This window comes from Sphingobacterium sp. DR205, from assembly GCF_011064245.1.
GTDB lineage: Bacteria > Bacteroidota > Bacteroidia > Sphingobacteriales > Sphingobacteriaceae > Sphingobacterium > Sphingobacterium athyrii.
Genome location: NZ_CP049333.1, coordinates 1,084,150 through 1,103,870 on the forward strand (window position 1 = coordinate 1,084,150; position 19,721 = coordinate 1,103,870).

Here is a 19,721-nt window from a genome sequence, read left to right on the forward strand (position 1 = left end):
ATACTATGTCAGTCAATAATAAGGCCCAGGTAGGCATTATCATGGGAAGTAAATCAGATCTTCCAGTTATGCAGGATGCCATTGATGTCCTCAAAGTCCTTGGAGTAGAATTTGAAGTTACCATCGTTTCGGCACACCGTACGCCACAACGTATGTTTGATTATGCGAAAGATGCGGCATCCCGCGGATTGAAGGTGATTATTGCAGGAGCTGGCGGGGCAGCACATTTACCGGGAATGGTCGCTTCAATTACACATTTACCTGTGATCGGTGTTCCTGTAAAATCCTCTAATTCTATCGATGGATGGGATTCGGTCTTATCCATCCTGCAGATGCCCAACGGAATTCCAGTGGCTACAGTTGCCTTAAATGCAGCAAAAAATGCAGGTATTTTGGCCGCTCAGATTCTAGGAACTCACGATGAGACGATCAGTAAAAATATTATTGACTTCAAGGAAGAACTGGCGCGTAAAGTGATTGAAACAGCCGTTGAAGTAGAGGATACACAATTCTAAGGAAATTAATCAAATAAAAAAGAGGCTGTCTCAAATTTATTTGGGACAGTTTTTTTGTTTAAAAAGTCTATGAGATAGATCTGTGTGTTGTTTGTTGGTTATTTTGGAAAAAGACTCATATGAAAGAGAAAAATGAACAAAAAGTAGCTTTTTAGGCCGCTTTTTTTCTTAGATTTTGCGCTATTGCCAATAATCCCCATTCTATGGACACTTTTTCTTTACCCCGGAGCATAAATCTTCGGAACCCATGGTTCTGTTTAATGTTTGCAAAGACAGGTTCGACATCATGGCACCTCTGTTTTCGTTTGGCTACACCTACATCGCTGTTGAGCAATTCGTATGCCCTGTCCCTGTACATCTCAAGTTGCTTATTCACCCCGATGATCCTATTTCCCTGTGATTTGTGACAGGCGCCATTCAACGGGCAGTTTGTGCAGTTTTTTGCCTGATACTTTTTGATTTCCTGCCGGAAGCCTGCGGAGGTCTTTTGGTTAAATGTACCTATACAATGCATTTCCTGTCCCATTGGACAGATATAGCAATCCTGTGAAGGATTATAATGTAATTTATCTGCAGAAAATGGTTTCTTATCCCGACAGCTCTTTTTCTGCCCTTTGTCAAACATACCATATTTCACATAGCCCTCAATATTTTTTGCTGCCAGTAATGCATAGTTTTCTTCACTGCCATAACCGGCATCCGCGGTAAGGGTTCCCGGTGTTTTTCCAAAGCTGTCCTCATGTTGTTGCAAATGACCGGATAATGTTCTGGTATCTGTGGGATTGGAATGTATGGTATAATTGACAATGTATTGATTGGACGTGGATATCTGGATATTATATCCTGGTCTGAGCTGGCCATTTTTCATATGATCCTCTTTCATCCGCATAAAGGTGGCATCGGGATCTGTTTTGCTATAACTGTTTCTGTCTCCCAGGGTAGCTTCCTGCTCTTCATATTGTGCGATCTTCTCCGGATAGTTTTTGGTTACATAACGCAACTTTGCTTTCATCTTCTTATTTACCGAAGCTTTGTCGGATAAGACCCTGTTCAGCTTATCGACCGTAGCCCGGACTTTTTCGCTGTCAATTGTCGTCAGATCGGGAGGATCCGGAAGGTTGTCCTCCGACTTGGCGATACTTTGGGCGTAGTCCCATATATCTTTTAAAGCAGCTTTCATCTTTTCCTTATTGGTATGGATAGCTTTTTTCCAAACGAAAGTGTATCTGTTTGCATTAGCCTCTATCTTGGTGCCATCGGTGTAGACATCTTCTATGCTTAACAACCCTTCTTCGGCCAGGAGCTTAACAACTTCTTCAAATACACTGCGAAGTGCTTCCTTTAAGCGGACACCACGAAATCTGTTGATAGTATTATGATCGGGGTAGCTCATGCCGCTCAGCCACATGAAGTTGATGTTCTCCCGGCAGGCTGTTTCCAGTTTCCGACTGCTGTAGACATTGCTTACATAGCCAAACACCAGAACCTTCAACAGCATTTGCGGATGATAACTGGAACAGCCTTTTATCTTGTAGGCATCCAAAAGACCCTGTATGTTGATACGGTTGATCACATCGTTAACAATACGTACCGGATGTCCTTTGGAGACCAATTCGTCCAAAGTTGGAGGAATTGCCATAATCTGGTCCTGATAGTAAGGCTTAAAAGTAGGTCTTTGAGATGACATATATCTTTTTTTACACTTTAAATATATGAAAATCAGTTAATTGAACCAAATTAAACATAATGAAATAATATAAAAAAGAGGCTGTCTTTTTGAGACAACCTCTTTTTATTTGATAAGATTTGCCTGCACATAGTCGTAGCTCTTTTTAAGACTCTCCATCTTATTTGGCATATAAATGTCGTCTTGCTCCACAAAAGCATATTTCAGCCCTGCTTTAGCCTTCTCTTTGACAATCTCGGTAAAATTGATACTTCCTGTACCAACTTCGGTATATCTGATATCTTTAAAGATCTGTTCAACCGGCAACTTGCCGTCCTTAGGCCATTCGATCGGATTGGATTTTGTACGGTCCATATCCTTCACATGCCATAGTTTAAATCTATTCGGGAATTTTTCGAATATGGATATCGGATTTTTTCCGGCTTTCTCGGCCCAGAAAAGATCAAGTTCAAAATCCACCAGATCAGGTTCTGTGAAAGCTAACATGACTTCTTCCCCCATCGTATTATTCCCCAGATCTCTAAATTCCCAGAAATGGTTGTGGTATGCAACCTTTAATCCGAGTTTCTTCGCCTCTTCCCCTGCTTTATTAAGTTGTTCTGCGGCATAGAGATAATCGTCTTTTTTAAGTGCATTAATATCGAACATCGGTGTAACCGGTGCAATAACATATTCCTGACCGAGCTCTTTTGCCGCATCAAAATAAATGGATAGATCTTCTTTATCTGTATGGGATTTACTGAGATATTTAGACATGTCATAATGACCCGAATAGGTTTTTAAGCCATTGTCATCCAAAATCTTTTTTAGCTCTTTATAAGGTAATTTCCAGAATTGCTTGGCGGCGGGATCAATACCATATAGCTCAACATGTTTGAAGCCAATTTTTGCAATTTGCTCCAAAGAACCTTTTGGATCTTTATCCATTAAATCCCGTATGGAATAGAGCTGTACACCTATGTTCTGCAGGGGATTGTCACTGACGGCGCCCGCTTTATTTTGACAAGATATCAAGTTGGGCATCAGATAAGCTGCCGAAAGACCTATTCCAGCTTGCTTTAAAAATTGACGGCGAGAATTGTTCATCATATAACTGATTATGTGTTAGTGTACAATGTACAATTATTTTGGTCAAATATCAATAAAACGCCGCGGAATATTTTGTGAAGGGATATATTGAACTATCAGAAAATAAGATAGAAGCTGTTGGGAAAGTGAAGGCGAGCCTGCTGAATATTTAATGAGAGTGGAGGCCGGGATACGAATCCCATAAACGAAAGGAGGATGTTCAATCTTTTGAACATCCTCCTTTCGTTTGTTTAAGCATAGCAACTTAAACAGTCATGATATCTTTTTCTTTCAGTTCAGCCAACTTATCAACTTTTACAATGTATGCATCAGTCAATTTTTGGACTTCACCTTCAGCAGTTTTGATTTCATCTTCTGAGGCGCCATCATTTTTTAGTTTTTTGATGGATTCATTTGTATCCTTACGAATATTACGGATAGCAATACGACCTCTTTCAGTCTCTTCTTTTACTTTTTTCACCAGGTCACGTCTTCTTTCTTCAGTCAAAGGAGGGACATTTAAGCGGATTACGATACCATCATTTTGAGGATTGATGCCAAGGTTAGCATCCGTAATAGCTTTTTCAATTGCGTTGATGAGCGATTTTTCCCAAGGTTGGATGACAATTGTCCGTGCATCAGTAGTATTGATGTTGGCTACTTGCGAAAGTGGAGTAGCGCTACCATAATAATCGACTGAAATACCATCTAACATGGATGGTGAAGCTTTACCGGCGCGAATTTTTGTTAATTCAGACTCAGTGTGAGCAACTGCTTTGGACATCTTGTCTTTACAATCGTCCAATTCAATTGAAATTAGTTCGTTCATATAAGATTACGTTTTTTACAGATATTAATTATTTTACCACAGTTCCGACATGTTCACCGTTTGCAAGTTTCAATAAGTTGCCCGGCTTGTTCATGTCAAATACAATGATTGGTAATTTATTTTCTTGACAGAGGGTAAAGGCGGTCATATCCATTACGTTTAACCCTTTTTCATATACTTCCGTGAATGAGATCTCTTCAAATTTTGTTGCACTAGGATCTTTCTCCGGATCAGCGGTATAGATACCATCTACACGTGTTCCTTTTAATACAGCATCGGCGTTGATTTCAATCGCGCGTAATGACGCTGCCGTATCGGTTGTGAAATATGGGTTTCCGGTACCAGCTCCGAAAATAACAATACGTCCCTTTTCCAGGTGCCGTACCGCTCTTCTGCGAATAAACGGTTCGCAGATCTGTTCCATTTTGATTGCCGTTAGCAAACGTGTCTTTTTCCCAACTTTCTCAAGTGCATCCTGAAGTGCCATACTGTTGATGACGGTCGCAAGCATTCCCATGTAGTCTGCCTGAACACGGTCCATCCCTGATTTTTCAGCGCTTAAACCGCGGTAAATGTTACCACCGCCGATAACAATTGCGATTTCTAGACCTTGATCGTGAATTTCTTTGATATCATTAGCGTATTGTGATACACGGTTAATATCGATACCATAGCTTTGGTCACCCATTAAGGATTCACCGCTAAGTTTTAATAAGATACGTTTGTATTTCATAATTGTTTTTTTGGAAATTTTCCAAAGGTCAAAGATAAAATTTTTTTTTCAACCCTTAAGGCCAAAAATGATATTTATTGCGCTTTTGTCGTTTGATCAATCACTTCCTGGTAATATTGTTCGTATAGCGGCATGATATTAGACAATTGGAATTTTTTAGCATGATTTAACGCCGCTTCTTTAAATTTTTCCAATCGTTCTGCATCTTCTAAAATATAGATTGCATTCTTGGCCATATCATCTACATCACCCACATTACTGAGGAATCCTGTGACACCATTTTCATTGAGCTCTGGTAATCCACCCGTATTGGATGAAACTACCGGGACCTGACAGGCCATTGCTTCTAGTGCGGCCAATCCAAAACTTTCGGAACTGGAAGGCATCAGGAAAAGATCGGAAACAGATAAAATCTCTTCCACGGCATCCTGTTTGCCCAAAAAGCGAACATCTTTACACACATCCAATTCTCTGGATAATTCTTCCGCGTTGCGGCGTTCGGGCCCGTCACCTACCATTAATAGTTTGGAAGGGATGACGTCATGTACTTTCTTAAATATACGAATAACGTCTTCTGTATTTTTGACTTTTCTGAAATTCGAGGTGTGGACCAGGATCCGTTCGTTGCCCGGAGCAATCGCTTTTTTGAAATGGGAGCGATCCCTATTACTGAATCTATCGAGATCGATAAAGTTGGTAATCACTTTAATATCTCTGGAGATATCAAAATATCGGAGTGTCTCATCTTTTAGATTTTGTGAAACGGCGGTTACACCGTCTGACTGATTGATCGAAAAGGTGACGACCGGGCTAAAGCTCTTATCCTTTCCAACCAGTGTAATATCTGTGCCATGAAGAGTGGTCACAACAGGGATATTAATGCCATAAGTCGTCAGCAATATTTGCTTTGCCATAAACGCAGCCGAAGCGTGGGGAATTGCATAATGCACATGGATCAGATCCAGCTTTTCAAAACGTACAACATCAACCAGTTTACTGGCCAGGGCGGATTCGTAAGGTAAAAAGTCAAAAAGTGGATATTGGGATACTGCTACTTCGTGATAGTATAGGTTTTCCGAAAAGAAATCTAGGCGTGCAGGTTGTCGGTAGGTTATAAAATGGATCTCATGTCCATTGGCCGCCAGAGCCTTTCCTAATTCCGTTGCCACAACACCACTGCCACCAAATGTGGGATAACAAACAATGCCTATTTTCATTGATATAATTTTTATTTAGTGTTCGCTTTCATTGGTACAAATGAACTCGCTGCACTCGGTTCTATTTTAAAGGTGATGAAGCGTCAGATTTACCGCCTTTTCTGTGTGCGAATAAATCCTGATGATTTCATAACTAATTTTTTGTGCTGCAAATTTCGACTATTTATGCCTAAAATAACAAAAACCAATTGCCATAGTTTTGTGAATTTTTTGATTACTTAAAAAGCATTATCTTTAAGTAGACATTTAAGCGGTATATGGACAATTTTACAAGTGATATTTCAGGACAGCAATTCCCTATCGAACAGCGTATTTGGGGTGCTTCTATTCGACAACCTATTTTTAAATTGATCCGGAAGGAATACCCGGGTTTTGCGAAAGATAAGTGCATTGCTGCCTCTGAACTGACGCGGTTTAAGGAAGCCTATATTACCGAATTTTTGAAGGATGAGTCTGGACAGCTCAGTCAATTGGATCAACAAGTGATACAGAGCTTTAAGGATAATAAAGTCATTAGTGCAGGTATAGACAGTGATGTAGGCGGCGCGACCTCGGTGGGAGAACGTGTAGCGGATAAAGTTGCCGAATTCGGCGGGAGTTGGACATTTATTATTTCTTTCCTCGCATTTTTGCTGATCTGGATTGCGTTCAATACCTATTGGCTAAATAATAAAGGTTTTGACCCTTATCCATTTATTTTGCTTAATCTCATCTTATCTTGTGTCGCCGCGCTACAGGCACCTGTCATTATGATGAGCCAAAATAGGCAGGAGGCCAAAGACCGTGAGCGGGCACGGAATGATTATATGGTTAACCTCAAAGCTGAACTTGAAATCAGGGAACTACATGAAAAAATAGACCATCTCATTATTCGCAAAGAGCAGGAACTCGTTGAAGTGCAGCGTGACCAAGTCGAGAAATTAGGCTTTCTGCTCAAGAAGATGGAAAAAATAGAAGAAGCATTTAAAAACAAATGAATATAACAGGATTAATCGGAGAGCTGACGTTTAAATTTTCACGGTCCGGTGGGGCAGGGGGGCAACATGTCAATAAGGTATCCTCCAAAGTGACCCTACAATGGGATGTGGAACAGTCGACAGTTTTATCAGCCGAGGAAAAGGCCATTCTGACTGAAAGGCTCTCAAATCGCATAAATAAAGAAGGCATTTTGCAGCTGGAATCTGATACAGACCGCTCGCAGATACGCAACAAGGAAATTGCCATTGATCGTTTTCTTCACCTGGTGAAGGATGCCCTTATACCCATAAAACCAAGAAAGAAAACCAAAATACCCTATTCCAGTGTGTTAAAAAGGCTAGACCGCAAGAAGCAACAGTCCCAGCTGAAAGCTTTACGCAGACGGAATTTTGAAGATTAGTCTGTTATAAAGTAGTATTTGGTTTAATTTTATTTTATTTATAATCAGTAACTTATGCATATAACTAAAGAAATAGTTGTAGAACTATTTCTTTAGTTATATACTTGTATTGTAATCGATTACAACAGTACTGTTAATATAAAGGAGTTATGGAAGATTTTAAAGAGTTGACTAAAGCAGAAGAACAGATCATGCAGGAGCTTTGGGAAATGGAACGTGGTTTTGTCAAAGATATCATTGACCGACTACCTGAACCAAAACCTGCTTACAATACAGTTTCAACGATAGTGCGTATTCTCGAAACCAAGGGTTTTGTATCGCATGAGTCTTTTGGTAAAAGCCATCAGTATTTGCCAAAGATTTCAAAAGAGGAATATAAAAAAGGAATCACTGGTAAGTTGTTGAATAATTATTTTGATAATTCTCCCAAAAGTATGCTTTCTTATTTTCTGGAAGAGAATAAATTGGATGTCAAAGAATTAGATGATATTCTTTCGATTATCCGAAAAAACAAATAACAACAACCACCTCTTATAAACTTTTGATTATGATTTACTTATTGATTGTCAATGTTTCATTGATTATCAGCTTTGCGCTCTATAGGCTGATTTTTCGAAAACTCACCTTTTTTCAATGGAATCGGGTTTATTTGATCGGGATGATATTTTTCTCGATCTTGGCACCCATTGGGATTTTTATTGAATTACCGAAAGCCCAGATAATAGCGTATTCCATACCGATGGTGGATCTGAGCGGCTATATGGACATTGCCATTAGCCGCCCGCAGGAGCAGCCCATTTATCTGATAGACATGATGACTTATGTCTATTGGACAGGAGTTGCGATTGCCTGTGTTTTCCTGATCGCTCGGCTGATGTGGTTATTTCGCGCTTTGCGTCACGAACAGGACTATCTAAGTTTTTCATTTTTCAATAAAATCATCATTGGCGAGTCTATTAAAGACAGTGGCAGTATCGAATTACATGAGCGTGTTCATGTCGACCAGGGCCACTCTTACGATTTGCTTTTGATGGAGCTGTTGAAAATTTTCAACTGGTTTAATCCGATTTTATATTTCTTTCAAAAGGAGTTAAAGTTCCAGCACGAATGTATAGCCGACGAAATCTGTTCGACAGATAAGGTGGCTTATGCCGAAATGTTGGTCGCTCACGCCCTGCAGACGGATCATCTTCCGCTGACGCATGAGTTTTCTAATCATTCGTTTTTAAAGAAAAGAATTATGATGTTATTTAAGAATAAATCAACGCAGAAACATAAGCTTTTGTATGTAACCATTTTACCAATGCTATTGGTGGTGACGGCTTCCACCTTGGTATTTAATACAAGCCGGGCGAAGGATCTTGTCACCGATGTGGAAAGCTCCATTAACAAGCTGGAGATACCCGGATCAAAAGAATCAGTCAGGCCTGTTGAAGAGTTGATCCCGGCGAACCAAGCACCGGGAAGGCAATGGAATGCGATTGTTGAACCTTCACCAGCTGTGGCAGGAAGCAATGTTTATGCGGATGGGAGCGCCAACGCCTTGATCCAGCAGGATACAACGAACCCTCGGAAGGATGCTGTTTTTACCGAAGTTGAAGTTGTTCCTGAACCCGTTGGTGGCATGCGGCAATTTATGATGTGGGTTAGCAACAATTACGACTATCCGAAAGCCGCATTGGAAAACGCAGTGAATGGTATTATTGAAATTTCCTTCATTGTGGAACAGGATGGGAGCTTGTCGAGTTTTGAACTCAAAAAAGAACTGGGCTATGGTACCGGTGAAGCTGCATTGAAGTTAATGAAAAGTGCAGCAAAATGGAATCCCGGCCTACAAAACGGTCGAAAAGTACGTGTAGCCTATACCTTACCTATCCGTTTAAATACAATGCAAGAGGGTAGCTCGCCAGCTAAATCAAAAAAAGCGGTTGCTACACCAAAGCTCGGCGTTGATGGCTTAAGCAGCTGGTTTGCCCAGAATTTTAAAATGCCGCGAAAAATATCCAATAAAGACCTCGATCCCGTGATTGAAAGTTACTTTATTATTAATCCCGATGGTACAATAAAGTCTTTAAAAATCAGGACGGATCTGGACAAACAGTTTGTTGATCAAGCGACCAAATTATTGTCGCAGTCAAAATGGGAGCCTGCCCTGGTGGATGGTAAACCTGTTGAATCAAAAGCTGCCTTCTACTACAAATTTGCCCCGAATGGTGGTTATGTAAAAAATTATACGCGTGTAGACGTGACATCAGAACCTATCGGAGGGATGATTGCCTTACGTGATTATGTGATGAAAAATTACGCACCAAACTCAACTGGTAAAGATGGGAATGTCGTGGTGCAATTTGTTGTCGAAAAAAATGGTCAGCTGAATAATTTTAAAGTTGTCAGCACGCCCAATACGAAGGCTGGTGACGAGTTAGTCCGACTGTTGCGATCTGGAGCAAAATGGAAGCCCGGTATTCTCGATGGCAGCCCTGTTAGAAATCAATATGAATTGACATTAAGGGTAATGAAAGTGAATGGTAATTTTTATGATGTTTACCGTTGGGAAGGATTAAAGATGCAGAATTTAAAATCTTAGAAGACCGCCCGGATGTTTAAAAAAGAGAAACCCTTACTTCTGTTGATCACTGTGTGGCTAATTTTTGCATTTGTTTCCTGCAAATCCTATCAGGTGGCATCAAATGGCTATACCGTGGAGGGGGACGAATATTTTATCAATATCGATAAAAACCTGGCTGTATTTTTAGGCGATGATATTTTAAAGGAAGAGAACTGGCAATCCAATGGTGGGCCGATCAATGTGAGTAAGGTTACTGCTAAATACAAAAATGTACTCAAACATCTAAATTACTCGGATACTGCTTACAAGGTCTTATTTACCGGGCATATGAAAGGGAAATATAGTTATGACATGCTTGCGGTGATAAACAATTTTCCGAATGTCAAAGGCAAAAGAAATCATTTACTGGACTTGACCGCCCTTCAGCGGGAAGAAAACAGGGAAGGACGGTATTTCTACAACATAAATGAATTCAAAGGGCAAAAGCTGTTGCATTTTGTTATTCCGTTCAATGACAGGCTCTGGCAGGAAAAGATGGTCAGCATGATCTTTCTGCTTCCGGCTGATTTCAATGACATTGCCTGGGCGAAGGATATTGTATTATCTAATGTGGCTATGTATCGTGACCGTTATGTTTTTACGCCAAGCAGGACGGAGATCTTATGTCCTGATGATGGGAGCCGCTCGCATCTGGACTATAAGATTCCTGAGGAGAAGATTAACAAGACCGGATATATGCTGATGAAAGCATACGGAAATGTAGAAGGGAAGCGTACATTGGTGGTCTACCGGCTAATGAAGCCAAAAGATTTTTATGGCTCATTCGTCGTTTGTAAAGGGGATTATGAAATTCTCTATACAACGTTGCAGGATAAAATCGTCTGGCAGACCAAAATCAATACCGAGAAGGACGTGGTATTCTAATTATTCTATTTTATTGACGGGTATAAAAGCCCTGGACTAATAATCCAGGGCTTTTAATTTATTTTTGAGTAGTAAGATCTCATTTTGCAGTTGTTCGACCTTATCCAATAGATGATTGGCTACCTGAATTCCCTGGGGATTTACTTCGAGATCGTAATATAGATTTGAGAAACGTTCCAGTTTCTTGAGTTCATCTTCGTCGATATATTGTTCTTCCTGCTGGATGACAATATGAATGAGTCCATATTCCTCCATGGTCTGTAGAAAAGTTGTTTCAACCTTTCTAGACTGACAGAAGTCTATCACTTTTATGAGTGTCGTTTCCATAAGATTATTGCTTTAAATCCTTCAATTGTTGAAATAGCGCTTTTTCGTCATCGGATAGATTGCTGGGCATTTTGATGTTTAGGCTTACGTAGAGGTCTCCAAATTCACCTTCTTTCCGGTATAGCGGAAAACCTTTGCCCTTGAGCCGCATTTTTGCACCGTTTTGACTTTCGGGTTTGACCTTTAATTTGATCTTACCGCCAAAGGTATCGAGTGTTGCCTCGCCACCTAAAATCGCCGTATAGAGGTCTACATCCAGCGAGGTGTACAGATCATTTCCCTGACGTTTGAAATTTGCATCCGGCGTGATGTTGATCGTAATATATAAATCGCCTTTAGGGCCGCCATTGATTCCTTCGCTACCATAGCCCTTTAATTTGATTTTCTGTCCATCCTCAACACCCGCATGAATCGTAATACGGATACTCTTGCCGTTGATATTAAAGGTTTGTTGGTGGGTAGTGTAGGCCTGTTGGAGCGTTAAACTCAGCTCGGCATTAAAGTCCTGCCCGCGGAAGGTACTTTGTCTGCCGCCACCACGCCGACTGCCAAACATCTGCTCGAAAAAATCCGAGAATTGACCATCATCAAAATTTCCGGTATACTCATAAGAACCCGCACCGCCACCAAATGGGTTCCCGCCGGCACCAAAAGGATTGCCACCACCAGATTGGGATTGTCGGTATTGCTGCTGTGCTTTTTCGTACTCCTCTCCATGCTGCCAATGTTCGCCATATTGGTCATATTTTTTACGTTTCTCGGGATCGGATAAGACTTCATTCGCTTCATTGATCTCCTGAAACCGTTGTTTAGCCTCGTTATCATTGGGGTTGACATCAGGATGATATTTACGCGCTAGTTTTCGATATGCTTTTTTGATATCATCTGCCGAAGCCGTTTTATCAATGCCAAGCACTTTATAGTAATCTACAAAAGCCATAAATTATACGTGTTTTATCCTAAAGATAACAATAAATACAGGTAAAATGTTTCTGCTTGTCGTCAAATCAAACTTTTCCAGATAGACCCATCATTTGGTTTTTATCATATTGAATTTGTGGATATATCCGAGCATAAAATACTGTTTTAAGGTCATTGAACTTCCAAAATAAGTCATGTTTCCCTGACTTCCCCAGTAATTTTGTGTATTTTGATTCAGGATGTCAAAGCCTGTCAGCTTCACTTGAGACTTGTTTTTAAAAGTATAGTACATCGAAGCGTTCAATATATGGTAGTTTTTTCTTCCATTTAATCCACTTGCTCTATTATCCAATGAATAAGTGCTCTCTAACGAAAAGCCCTTAATAGGGTTGATGTTTAATCCCATGCCGATCTGATGTGTTGAATAAGCTGTTTCAGCAAAGTCGGGATGGTTTTTGGTGGAATTTAAGTTTTTATTCCTGTTATAAGTATACTTGGGTTGAATACCGATCAGATTTCTCCAGGTAATGGAAAATTCCTGCGATAGATCTATCCCCACATTATTTGATTTATTGGCGATGTCATTGATTGTACTGTAATTTTCGAAATTATAAGCAGTACTGGTCTGGGAAAGGTAAAAATTCCAGTTTTCGCCGCTTTTAAAACTATATCTGAGGAAACTATATAAAGAAGAATTATACCTGGAACCAGCTAAATAAGATTGAACGGTATAATGACCATTTTTGGCATCACGCCAGCTTCTAGTGCCGATGCTGCGTTCTTGGTAGTTAATATTTCCTCCGGTATTGAATTGGATCTTCGCGTTATATGCATAAAAAGATACGCTTACCTGTTGGGTTTCTATGTTATCGAAAATAAACGCCTTCAATCGGGTTTGTAATGGGTTGAGGTCGTTTTCAACCGTGCGGATTCCATTTGTGGCGGGCGATTGGATATTTTTCTGCCAACTGAGTGACAGATTTTTGTAACGAACGGAAACATTAGGAAGCCAATAGCCATTTTTGAACTTTTTCTCTTCGTTGAGCTGTTTGAGATTGAAATGATCATCCTTTATGGCGTAGGTGGTTCCTATATCAATAAACATATCTTTCACGGGTTTCCAATAAAGCTTAAGACCCGTGACATATTCTTGGTAATTGTAATCAAAATTGTTTTCAAGATCGTTCCCATGAGTCTTTCCGCTGTTGTTCCGATCAAAATAGAAAGTTTCGGTCTGCGAACGGCTGTTTTTATTGAGGGAAAAAAATAGATTGAAATCTAACTTTTTCACCGTTTTGTTGAAATAACTGATCGTCGAATTGATGGCACGGGACTTCGTTACCGAACCTTCGTTTGTCCATAGGAGGGTTCTTGGATTTGGGTTGTTGTAGATCTCACTCAGTTGTTCATTGGTGCCATCCACATCATTGTTGCTGTAGTTGATTTCATTGCGAAAAGAAAGACTATGCTTTTTGTTGAACTGTTTTTCAATATAAAAATTATGTGAATAGTTGAACTGGGCTTGCTTAGAATCTCCCCTTGTTTGTGATCTGTTTATGCTATCTTGCTGTGTATCAGTTTTTGAAAAGGACTTCGAATCGTTGTGATCGCTATTGATCCTAATACTCGGTTTAAATTCAAGATAGGCGGTCGTATCCAGTCGGTGTCGAAATAGGGACTTCAGATCATGACCTAAGCGTTTTTTGCGTTCCTCATAATTACTGTTATTGAATTGCTCGATGGAATCGAATTTTGCGATATTACTGGACTGGTTAGCATTTTCGGTGTTGTTATGCTTCAGCATATACATGATGTTAAGTTTTGTTTTTTTGCCCCAGTCATTGTTGAGATTGAAACCGATACCGACATCATTTGCTTTCCCCGAGTAATTTCGCCCGCCAAAGCTATCAAAACCATAACTTTCCGCTCGGCCCAATCCACCTTGCTGGTTTAATTCATTATAATCGAAACTCTGTCTATTGACATTGTTTCCAAATGCCAGAAAACTCAATTGCAATGTATCCCGAAAGGTGTTAAACAGTGCTCCTGCTTCGTAATGCCCTCTGGTGCCAGCACTCCCATATGCTTTTCCGAAGCTCGCTTTTAAAAACTCTTTCTTGACTTTAAGATTGATCGTAATTGGGAGCCTGTCTTCATCTTCGACATTGATCTTAGATTCACCTTTGTCACGATATACCTGTACTGTTTTTATTAAAGAAGCATCCAGATTTCGTGTAGCGATGCGTACATCCGTGGAAAAGAAATCTTTGTCATTGATTTTGACTTTTGATACTTCTTTTCCCTGATAGTAGATGGTCCCGTCCATATTGACCTGTAATCCGGGGAGCTGTTTAATTAGTTCTTCTACATTGGCATTGGGCCTCGTTTTAAAGAAGCTGGTATTATATTCCAATGTGTCTTTGTTCATCCGGACGGGAGGGAGAACATTGACCACAACTTCATCCAGGCTTTTAGCCGCGAGCTTTAATTGCCCAAAATTATGTGACCCATTGTGAATACTAAAATCTTGGCTGTAAGGGGAGGCATTGATATGTGATACAATTAAAATAAGCCTGGTTTCGGCCGGTAGCCGAAAAAACTCGAAGTTTCCCTTGGCATCTGTCAGTAAATACGAGATGACAGCGGAGTCCTTGGGAGCAAGCACCGTGACTGTTGCTTTTTCAAGTGGTTCACCTGCTTGCGATAGTATTGTTCCGTTTGCTTTCCCTTTTGTTTGAGATAAAGCGGGAATGGTAAAAAGAAGCAGAAAGTAGAAAATAAACAGTATTTTCATAAAGGTTATTTTGGCTATTGGCTTAGTACAATTATTTAGTACAATTATACTAAGTAGTAGGTGAAACAAAAAATAGGAGTCGGTATTATGGCTATGTTTTAACAGAGTTTAACACTAAAGGCATAATTTATCTGCTAGCGGAATAGGTGGTCTTGTGTAATAAAAAAAGGTCAGGTAAACTGCTTTTACCCGACCTTTTTTTATTATAGCGAAAACTATTTTTACTCTTTGTTGCTGTCTATTGCCAGACGGTTTTCTCTATTGGCGATCTGCCATGCCGTAAAAAAGACCAATTTTTCCCGTTTGACCATCAGCGGGAAGTCGATTTTGTCATAGGTATCCGCGGGTGTATGGTAGTCGGGATGAAGACCCGAAAAATAGAAGATGGATGGTATGCCTTTCTTTGCAAAGTTATAATGGTCAGAACGGTAATAAAGACGCATTGGATCCTTTGGATTGTCATACATGTAATCTATCTCCAGCTTGGTGTTTTTGTCATTTTCATCTTTATTGATCTGGTAGAGTTCAGAGCTTAGTTTGTCTGAACCGATCGCATGAATATAATCATGATTTCCTTTAAGATGTTTGTCATCAACACGCCCGATCATATCAATGTTGATACAGGCTACGGTATTTGCCAATGGAAAAACTGGGTTTTCGGTATAAAATTTAGAACCGAGTAAACCTTTTTCTTCAGCTGCATAAGTAATAAATAGAATACTGCGCCTTGGGCCATTGCCTGCGGCTTTTGCGCGGGAAAAGCTACGTGCGAGCTCAAGTACAGCCGTTGTTCCGGATGCATTGTCATCTGCACCGAAGAAGATGTTTCCTTTGGAATCTTTGCCGTCGTGATCATAATGCCCCCCAATGACAACAATTTCATCTTTTTTGTCGGTTCCTTCTAAATATCCCAGGATATTTGGGTCGGCTAAAGGTTTTGCATTTGTGCCGAACTCAGCTTTGAGGTTTGTACTGATCGCGAAGGAATTTGCCTGTCCGGAACGGTTGATTTTACCAACTACAGCCGCAAGATTTGTACGTGCCAGATTGAAGATATAATTCGCTGCATGATCGGTAATGTTGACAACGGGGATCATGGGGGATTTTTCGGGTGCCGGCTGATCTATGGCCAGGTTATAGCGGCCTTCGGTAGCACGGTCTCCCGCATCTTCAAGCAGTTGTGAAAGCTGACTGTTGACAGCCAGCACCAACTTTGGTTTCTTCTTGAGAATTTCCTTTATTTTTTTATTTCTGCTTGTCGACCAGTCAGACAGGTTTTTTTTCCCGGTGATCCATGAATTTCCTTTGTCATCCGTAGGTTCACCTTCATTCAATAATAAGACAACTTTATTGGTCAGGTCTAAACCGCTGATGTCGGAATACTTTGGATCATCGATCCCATAACCAATGAAGATAATCTCATTGCTTTCAAAGAGCTTATCCTCATTGTTGCCGATGACAAAGATATCTTTTCCATTTAAGAATGGTCGGTCATTGATGCTAAAGTGCTTGACTTTAAAACTATTGTGTATGAGCCGTAAAGGTTGGAAGTAGGACCCATTTACTGGGGCTGAAAGCCCGTATTTCTTGAACTCGTTTGCTATATAATCTGCAGCCAGCTGCCCGCCTTTTTGTCCTGTTCCTCTTCCTTCGAAGTCCACGGAAGCGAGTGTCCGCAAATGCTTTTGTGTAGATTCTACGGTGATCTCGCTGGCATATTTGCTGCTGACATCCTGTGCCTGAGCACAGCTCATCGCAGCAAATGCTATCCAGATCAGGTTATGTATTTTCTTCATTGTTTATTTTATTCTTTTGGTGTTCAATGCAGCGGTCTTTGGTGCTGTAAGCCTAGACCTTAAGCTGTATCTATTACTTTGTTTTTTATGGTTCCCACCCTCCTTACTTCTACACAATATAACTAAAAAAGCGGATGAAAAGTATAGTTTACCTTTCATCCGCTTCTTAAAATATGTTAATTTATTAACAGTCGCAAGCTATTTTATTGACACGGTTGGCATGACGGCCACCTTCAAAATCGGTTGTCATAAAAGTTGATACGATCTTTTTAGCTAAATCAAGGTCGATAAAACGTGCCGGCACACATACGACATTCGCGTCGTTGTGTTGGCGTGCCAATGCGGCAATTTCTTCCAGCCAACAGATTGCGGCACGGATATTCTGATGTTTATTGGCCGTTATCGCAACACCGTTTGCACTGCCGCAAATTAGCACACCAGCATCAGCTTCTTTGTTTTCCACTGCGGATGCGACGGGATGTGCAAAATCTGGGTAGTCCACTGAATCTGGCGAGTTTGTTCCAAAGTCCTGAACTTCATAGCCCAGTTCATTCAAAAAACCAACTAATGCCGTTTTGTACTCAAAACCTGCATGGTCACTTCCAATCGCAATTTTCTTTACGCTGCTCATTTCTATTGTTATTTTATTTTTCTAGTGCTAATTTTTTTCTTTTGACATCTGCTGAGACCATGATACTGACTTCATACAATAAGAACATCGGTGCAGCAACAGTCAACATGGTGATGATATCCGCAGAAGGTGTGATGACCGCTGCGATGACCAAAATAATTACAGTGGCATAGCGACGGCTGGCACGCATAAATTCAGGTGTCATAATGCCTATCTTGGACAGAATAAATACCAGGATCGGAAGCAGGAAAACAATCCCACAACCTAATGTCAACGTGGCGATCGTGGACAGATAATTGTCGATGGTAATCTGATTCACGATTTCGTCACTTAAGGACACGTTCGCCAGAAAGTTAATGGATAATGGTACAACAATATAGTATCCGAAAAGTGCCCCTAAAAGAAACAACATGGAAGAGTAAAACACAAATCCACGTGCAGAACGTCTTTCAACATCTGTCAATGCTGGTTTTACGAATAGCCAAATTTCGAATAAAAGATAGGGAAAACCCATCATCAAAGCCATCAAAAGACAGGAGTTGATCTGGAGCATAAATTGCCCTGCTAATTCCGTATTGATAATGTTAAAAGGTATTTTCTTGACACAGAAGTCGGCTAGATTAAATGCATCTGCGGCTTTGCACATCATGCGATAAGTCCAAAAATCGAGATTCTTGGGACCCATGATAATATCGTTGAATACAAAGTCATAAAATGTAAATGCGATACCGGCAAAGATACAGATTGCAATAGCTGAACGAACCAAATGCCATCTCAAGACCTCAAGATGGTCAAAGAAAGACATTTCTGCTTCTATATTCTTCCCCTTATTTTTGATAGCTTGTATTAAATCTTTCGAATTTGGTGTACTCATAAAAATTGTTTGGAAACAAAAATACCATTCTTATTGTAAAGAATGGTATTTTTTATGTATGTAAAGACAATTTTATTTAATCTTCTACAGGATATTCAGTTAGGTCAAATGTTTCCATGAATTTTGTCGTGAAATTGCCCGCTCTAAAGTTAGGGTCGCGCATCAATCTCAGGTGCAGAGGAATGGTAGTTTTGATACCTTCGATTACGAATTCGCTCAATGCACGCTCCATGGTACAGATTGCTTCTTCACGTGTTTGTGCAACACAGATCAATTTAGCGATCATGGAGTCATAGTTTGGCGGAATAGTATAGCCAGAGTAAACATGTGTATCTACGCGTACACCATGACCTCCCGGAGAGTGAAAATTCGTGATTTTGCCCGGTGAAGGACGGAAGTTATTAAACGGATCTTCTGCATTGATACGACACTCGATCGCGTGCATTTCCGGTTCATAATTCTTTCCGGAGATCGGAATTCCTGCCGCAACTTTGATCTGCTCTTTAATCAGGTCGAAGTTGATCACTTCTTCGGTTACGGGATGCTCTACCTGAATACGTGTATTCATTTCCATAAAGTAGAAGTTGCGGTGTTTGTCAACCAAGAACTCGATTGTACCTGCACCCTCATAGTTTACAGCTTTTGCACCTTTGACAGCCGCTTCACCCATTTCAGCCCTTAATTCAGGTGTCATAAACGGTGAAGGAGATTCCTCGATCAATTTTTGGTGACGACGTTGGATCGAGCAGTCACGTTCTGATAAGTGACACACTGTACCAAATTGGTCGCCTACGATCTGGAATTCAATGTGACGGGGTTCCTCAACATATTTCTCAAGGTAGATACCATCGTTACCAAAAGCAGCAGCAGATTCTACACGGGCAGAATCCCAAGCTGGTTCGAACTCTTCGTCTTTCCAGATGATTCGCATACCACGGCCACCACCGCCGGCCGTAGCTTTAATAATAACAGGATAACCTATTTCATTGGCTAGTTTGATGCCTTCTTTTACGTTTGAGATCAAACCATCTGATCCGGGCACAGTAGGTACGCCAGCTTGCTTCATGGTGTCCTTCGCACGGGACTTGTCGCCCATTTTCTCAATTTGTTCAGCAGTAGCACCGATAAATTTGATGCCATACTCTGCACAGATTGCCGAAAAACGTGCGTTCTCAGACAAGAAACCATATCCTGGGTGAATTGCATCTGCATTTGTCAATTCAGCCGCAGAAATAATATTAGGAATGTTTAAGTAAGAATCTTTACTCGGTGGAGGGCCAATACAAACCGCTTCATCAGCAAAGCGTACGTGTAAGCTATCTCTATCTGCGGTCGAATATACTGCAACACTTTTGATACCCATCTCACGGCAGGTACGGATAATGCGCAGGGCGATTTCTCCTCTATTTGCAATTAATATTTTTTTAAACATTTTCTTGAATTATGAAGTTTACAAAA

At 40.5% G+C, this 19,721-nt stretch carries 18 protein-coding genes; 6 read left to right on the forward strand and 12 right to left on the reverse strand.

The genetic code is table 11. The annotated features are described in order from the left end of the window. The first annotated feature begins 5 nt into the window (after window positions 1-5). Entirely contained in the window at window positions 6-515 is a 510-nt protein-coding gene (gene purE / locus G6053_RS04515; RefSeq protein ID WP_104384899.1) for a 5-(carboxyamino)imidazole ribonucleotide mutase, read from the forward strand. A 151-nt stretch (window positions 516-666) separates the two neighbouring features. On the opposite strand, the gene G6053_RS04520 is transcribed toward purE, so the two are convergent. The 5 genes from G6053_RS04520 to bshA form a co-directional block, all read right to left on the reverse strand. After that, entirely contained in the window at window positions 667-2,202 is a 1,536-nt protein-coding gene (locus tag G6053_RS04520) for an IS1182 family transposase (protein ID WP_108634802.1), read from the reverse strand. 105 nt (window positions 2,203-2,307) lie between these two features. After that, window positions 2,308-3,291: a sugar phosphate isomerase/epimerase gene (locus G6053_RS04525; RefSeq protein ID WP_241254925.1), complete on the reverse strand. Its 984-nt coding sequence runs from the start codon at window positions 3,289-3,291 to the stop codon at window positions 2,308-2,310. A 244-nt stretch (window positions 3,292-3,535) separates the two neighbouring features. Then, window positions 3,536-4,099: a ribosome recycling factor gene (gene frr, locus G6053_RS04530; RefSeq protein ID WP_104384897.1), complete on the reverse strand. Its 564-nt coding sequence runs from the start codon at window positions 4,097-4,099 to the stop codon at window positions 3,536-3,538. A gap of 28 nt (window positions 4,100-4,127) precedes the next feature. Next, complete coding sequence (gene pyrH / locus G6053_RS04535) at window positions 4,128-4,832, reverse strand: UMP kinase (protein ID WP_075991132.1); 705 nt, start codon at window positions 4,830-4,832, stop codon at window positions 4,128-4,130. 74 nt (window positions 4,833-4,906) lie between these two features. Beyond that, window positions 4,907-6,049: an N-acetyl-alpha-D-glucosaminyl L-malate synthase BshA gene (gene bshA, locus G6053_RS04540; RefSeq protein WP_108635901.1), complete on the reverse strand. Its 1,143-nt coding sequence runs from the start codon at window positions 6,047-6,049 to the stop codon at window positions 4,907-4,909. Between the two features lie 257 nt (window positions 6,050-6,306). Here bshA and G6053_RS04545 point away from each other — a divergent pair, with 257 nt between their 5' ends. The 5 genes from G6053_RS04545 to G6053_RS04565 all read left to right on the forward strand — a co-directional run bounded on the left by G6053_RS04545 (window position 6,307) and on the right by G6053_RS04565 (window position 10,920). Next, window positions 6,307-7,026, forward strand: coding sequence for a DUF1003 domain-containing protein (locus G6053_RS04545; RefSeq protein WP_108635900.1), 720 nt, complete (start codon window positions 6,307-6,309; stop codon window positions 7,024-7,026). Next, the gene (gene arfB, locus G6053_RS04550) at window positions 7,023-7,427 is read left to right on the forward strand and encodes an alternative ribosome rescue aminoacyl-tRNA hydrolase ArfB (protein WP_108635899.1); all 405 of its coding nucleotides are present in this window, start codon (window positions 7,023-7,025) and stop codon (window positions 7,425-7,427) included. The genes G6053_RS04545 and arfB overlap by 4 nt, the downstream gene beginning before the upstream one ends. 149 nt (window positions 7,428-7,576) lie before the next feature. Continuing rightward, entirely contained in the window at window positions 7,577-7,945 is a 369-nt protein-coding gene (locus G6053_RS04555; RefSeq protein WP_108635898.1) for a BlaI/MecI/CopY family transcriptional regulator, read from the forward strand. 29 nt (window positions 7,946-7,974) lie between these two features. Beyond that, entirely contained in the window at window positions 7,975-10,014 is a 2,040-nt protein-coding gene (locus tag G6053_RS04560; RefSeq protein WP_165305665.1) for an energy transducer TonB, read from the forward strand. 12 nt (window positions 10,015-10,026) lie between these two features. After that, entirely contained in the window at window positions 10,027-10,920 is an 894-nt protein-coding gene (locus G6053_RS04565) for a hypothetical protein (protein ID WP_108635896.1), read from the forward strand. Between the two features lie 36 nt (window positions 10,921-10,956). On the opposite strand, the gene G6053_RS04570 is transcribed toward G6053_RS04565, so the two are convergent. The 7 genes from G6053_RS04570 to accC form a co-directional block, all read right to left on the reverse strand. Further along, complete coding sequence (locus tag G6053_RS04570) at window positions 10,957-11,247, reverse strand: chaperone modulator CbpM (RefSeq protein ID WP_108635895.1); 291 nt, start codon at window positions 11,245-11,247, stop codon at window positions 10,957-10,959. Window positions 11,248-11,251: 4 nt separating this feature from the next. Further along, entirely contained in the window at window positions 11,252-12,187 is a 936-nt protein-coding gene (locus tag G6053_RS04575; RefSeq protein ID WP_108635894.1) for a J domain-containing protein, read from the reverse strand. Window positions 12,188-12,277: 90 nt separating this feature from the next. Continuing rightward, a complete protein-coding gene (locus tag G6053_RS04580; RefSeq protein ID WP_165305666.1) occupies window positions 12,278-14,962 on the reverse strand; it encodes a carboxypeptidase-like regulatory domain-containing protein in 2,685 nt (894 codons plus the stop codon). A gap of 221 nt (window positions 14,963-15,183) precedes the next feature. Beyond that, the gene (locus G6053_RS04585) at window positions 15,184-16,758 is read right to left on the reverse strand and encodes a M28 family peptidase (protein WP_108635892.1); all 1,575 of its coding nucleotides are present in this window, start codon (window positions 16,756-16,758) and stop codon (window positions 15,184-15,186) included. A gap of 184 nt (window positions 16,759-16,942) precedes the next feature. Then, window positions 16,943-17,389, reverse strand: coding sequence for a ribose 5-phosphate isomerase B (gene rpiB / locus G6053_RS04590; RefSeq protein ID WP_108635891.1), 447 nt, complete (start codon window positions 17,387-17,389; stop codon window positions 16,943-16,945). A 13-nt stretch (window positions 17,390-17,402) separates the two neighbouring features. Beyond that, window positions 17,403-18,263 carry a twin-arginine translocase subunit TatC gene (gene tatC / locus G6053_RS04595; RefSeq protein WP_108635890.1) on the reverse strand — a complete coding sequence of 287 codons (861 nt, stop codon included), beginning with the start codon at window positions 18,261-18,263 and terminating at the stop codon, window positions 17,403-17,405. 76 nt (window positions 18,264-18,339) lie between these two features. Continuing rightward, the gene (accC, locus tag G6053_RS04600) at window positions 18,340-19,695 is read right to left on the reverse strand and encodes an acetyl-CoA carboxylase biotin carboxylase subunit (protein ID WP_108635889.1); all 1,356 of its coding nucleotides are present in this window, start codon (window positions 19,693-19,695) and stop codon (window positions 18,340-18,342) included. Window positions 19,696-19,721: the final 26 nt, after the last annotated feature.

Coding starts and splice junctions, on each gene's coding strand:
- purE (WP_104384899.1), top strand. CDS start 6: ATGTCAGTCAATAATAAGGCCCAGGTAGGCATTATCATGGGAAGTAAA.
- G6053_RS04520 (WP_108634802.1), bottom strand. CDS start 2,202: ATGTCATCTCAAAGACCTACTTTTAAGCCTTACTATCAGGACCAGATT.
- G6053_RS04525 (WP_241254925.1), bottom strand. CDS start 3,291: ATGATGAACAATTCTCGCCGTCAATTTTTAAAGCAAGCTGGAATAGGT.
- frr (WP_104384897.1), bottom strand. CDS start 4,099: ATGAACGAACTAATTTCAATTGAATTGGACGATTGTAAAGACAAGATG.
- pyrH (WP_075991132.1), bottom strand. CDS start 4,832: ATGAAATACAAACGTATCTTATTAAAACTTAGCGGTGAATCCTTAATG.
- bshA (WP_108635901.1), bottom strand. CDS start 6,049: ATGAAAATAGGCATTGTTTGTTATCCCACATTTGGTGGCAGTGGTGTT.
- G6053_RS04545 (WP_108635900.1), top strand. CDS start 6,307: ATGGACAATTTTACAAGTGATATTTCAGGACAGCAATTCCCTATCGAA.
- arfB (WP_108635899.1), top strand. CDS start 7,023: ATGAATATAACAGGATTAATCGGAGAGCTGACGTTTAAATTTTCACGG.
- G6053_RS04555 (WP_108635898.1), top strand. CDS start 7,577: ATGGAAGATTTTAAAGAGTTGACTAAAGCAGAAGAACAGATCATGCAG.
- G6053_RS04560 (WP_165305665.1), top strand. CDS start 7,975: ATGATTTACTTATTGATTGTCAATGTTTCATTGATTATCAGCTTTGCG.
- G6053_RS04565 (WP_108635896.1), top strand. CDS start 10,027: ATGTTTAAAAAAGAGAAACCCTTACTTCTGTTGATCACTGTGTGGCTA.
- G6053_RS04570 (WP_108635895.1), bottom strand. CDS start 11,247: ATGGAAACGACACTCATAAAAGTGATAGACTTCTGTCAGTCTAGAAAG.
- G6053_RS04575 (WP_108635894.1), bottom strand. CDS start 12,187: ATGGCTTTTGTAGATTACTATAAAGTGCTTGGCATTGATAAAACGGCT.
- G6053_RS04580 (WP_165305666.1), bottom strand. CDS start 14,962: ATGAAAATACTGTTTATTTTCTACTTTCTGCTTCTTTTTACCATTCCC.
- G6053_RS04585 (WP_108635892.1), bottom strand. CDS start 16,758: ATGAAGAAAATACATAACCTGATCTGGATAGCATTTGCTGCGATGAGC.
- rpiB (WP_108635891.1), bottom strand. CDS start 17,389: ATGAGCAGCGTAAAGAAAATTGCGATTGGAAGTGACCATGCAGGTTTT.
- tatC (WP_108635890.1), bottom strand. CDS start 18,263: ATGAGTACACCAAATTCGAAAGATTTAATACAAGCTATCAAAAATAAG.
- accC (WP_108635889.1), bottom strand. CDS start 19,695: ATGTTTAAAAAAATATTAATTGCAAATAGAGGAGAAATCGCCCTGCGC.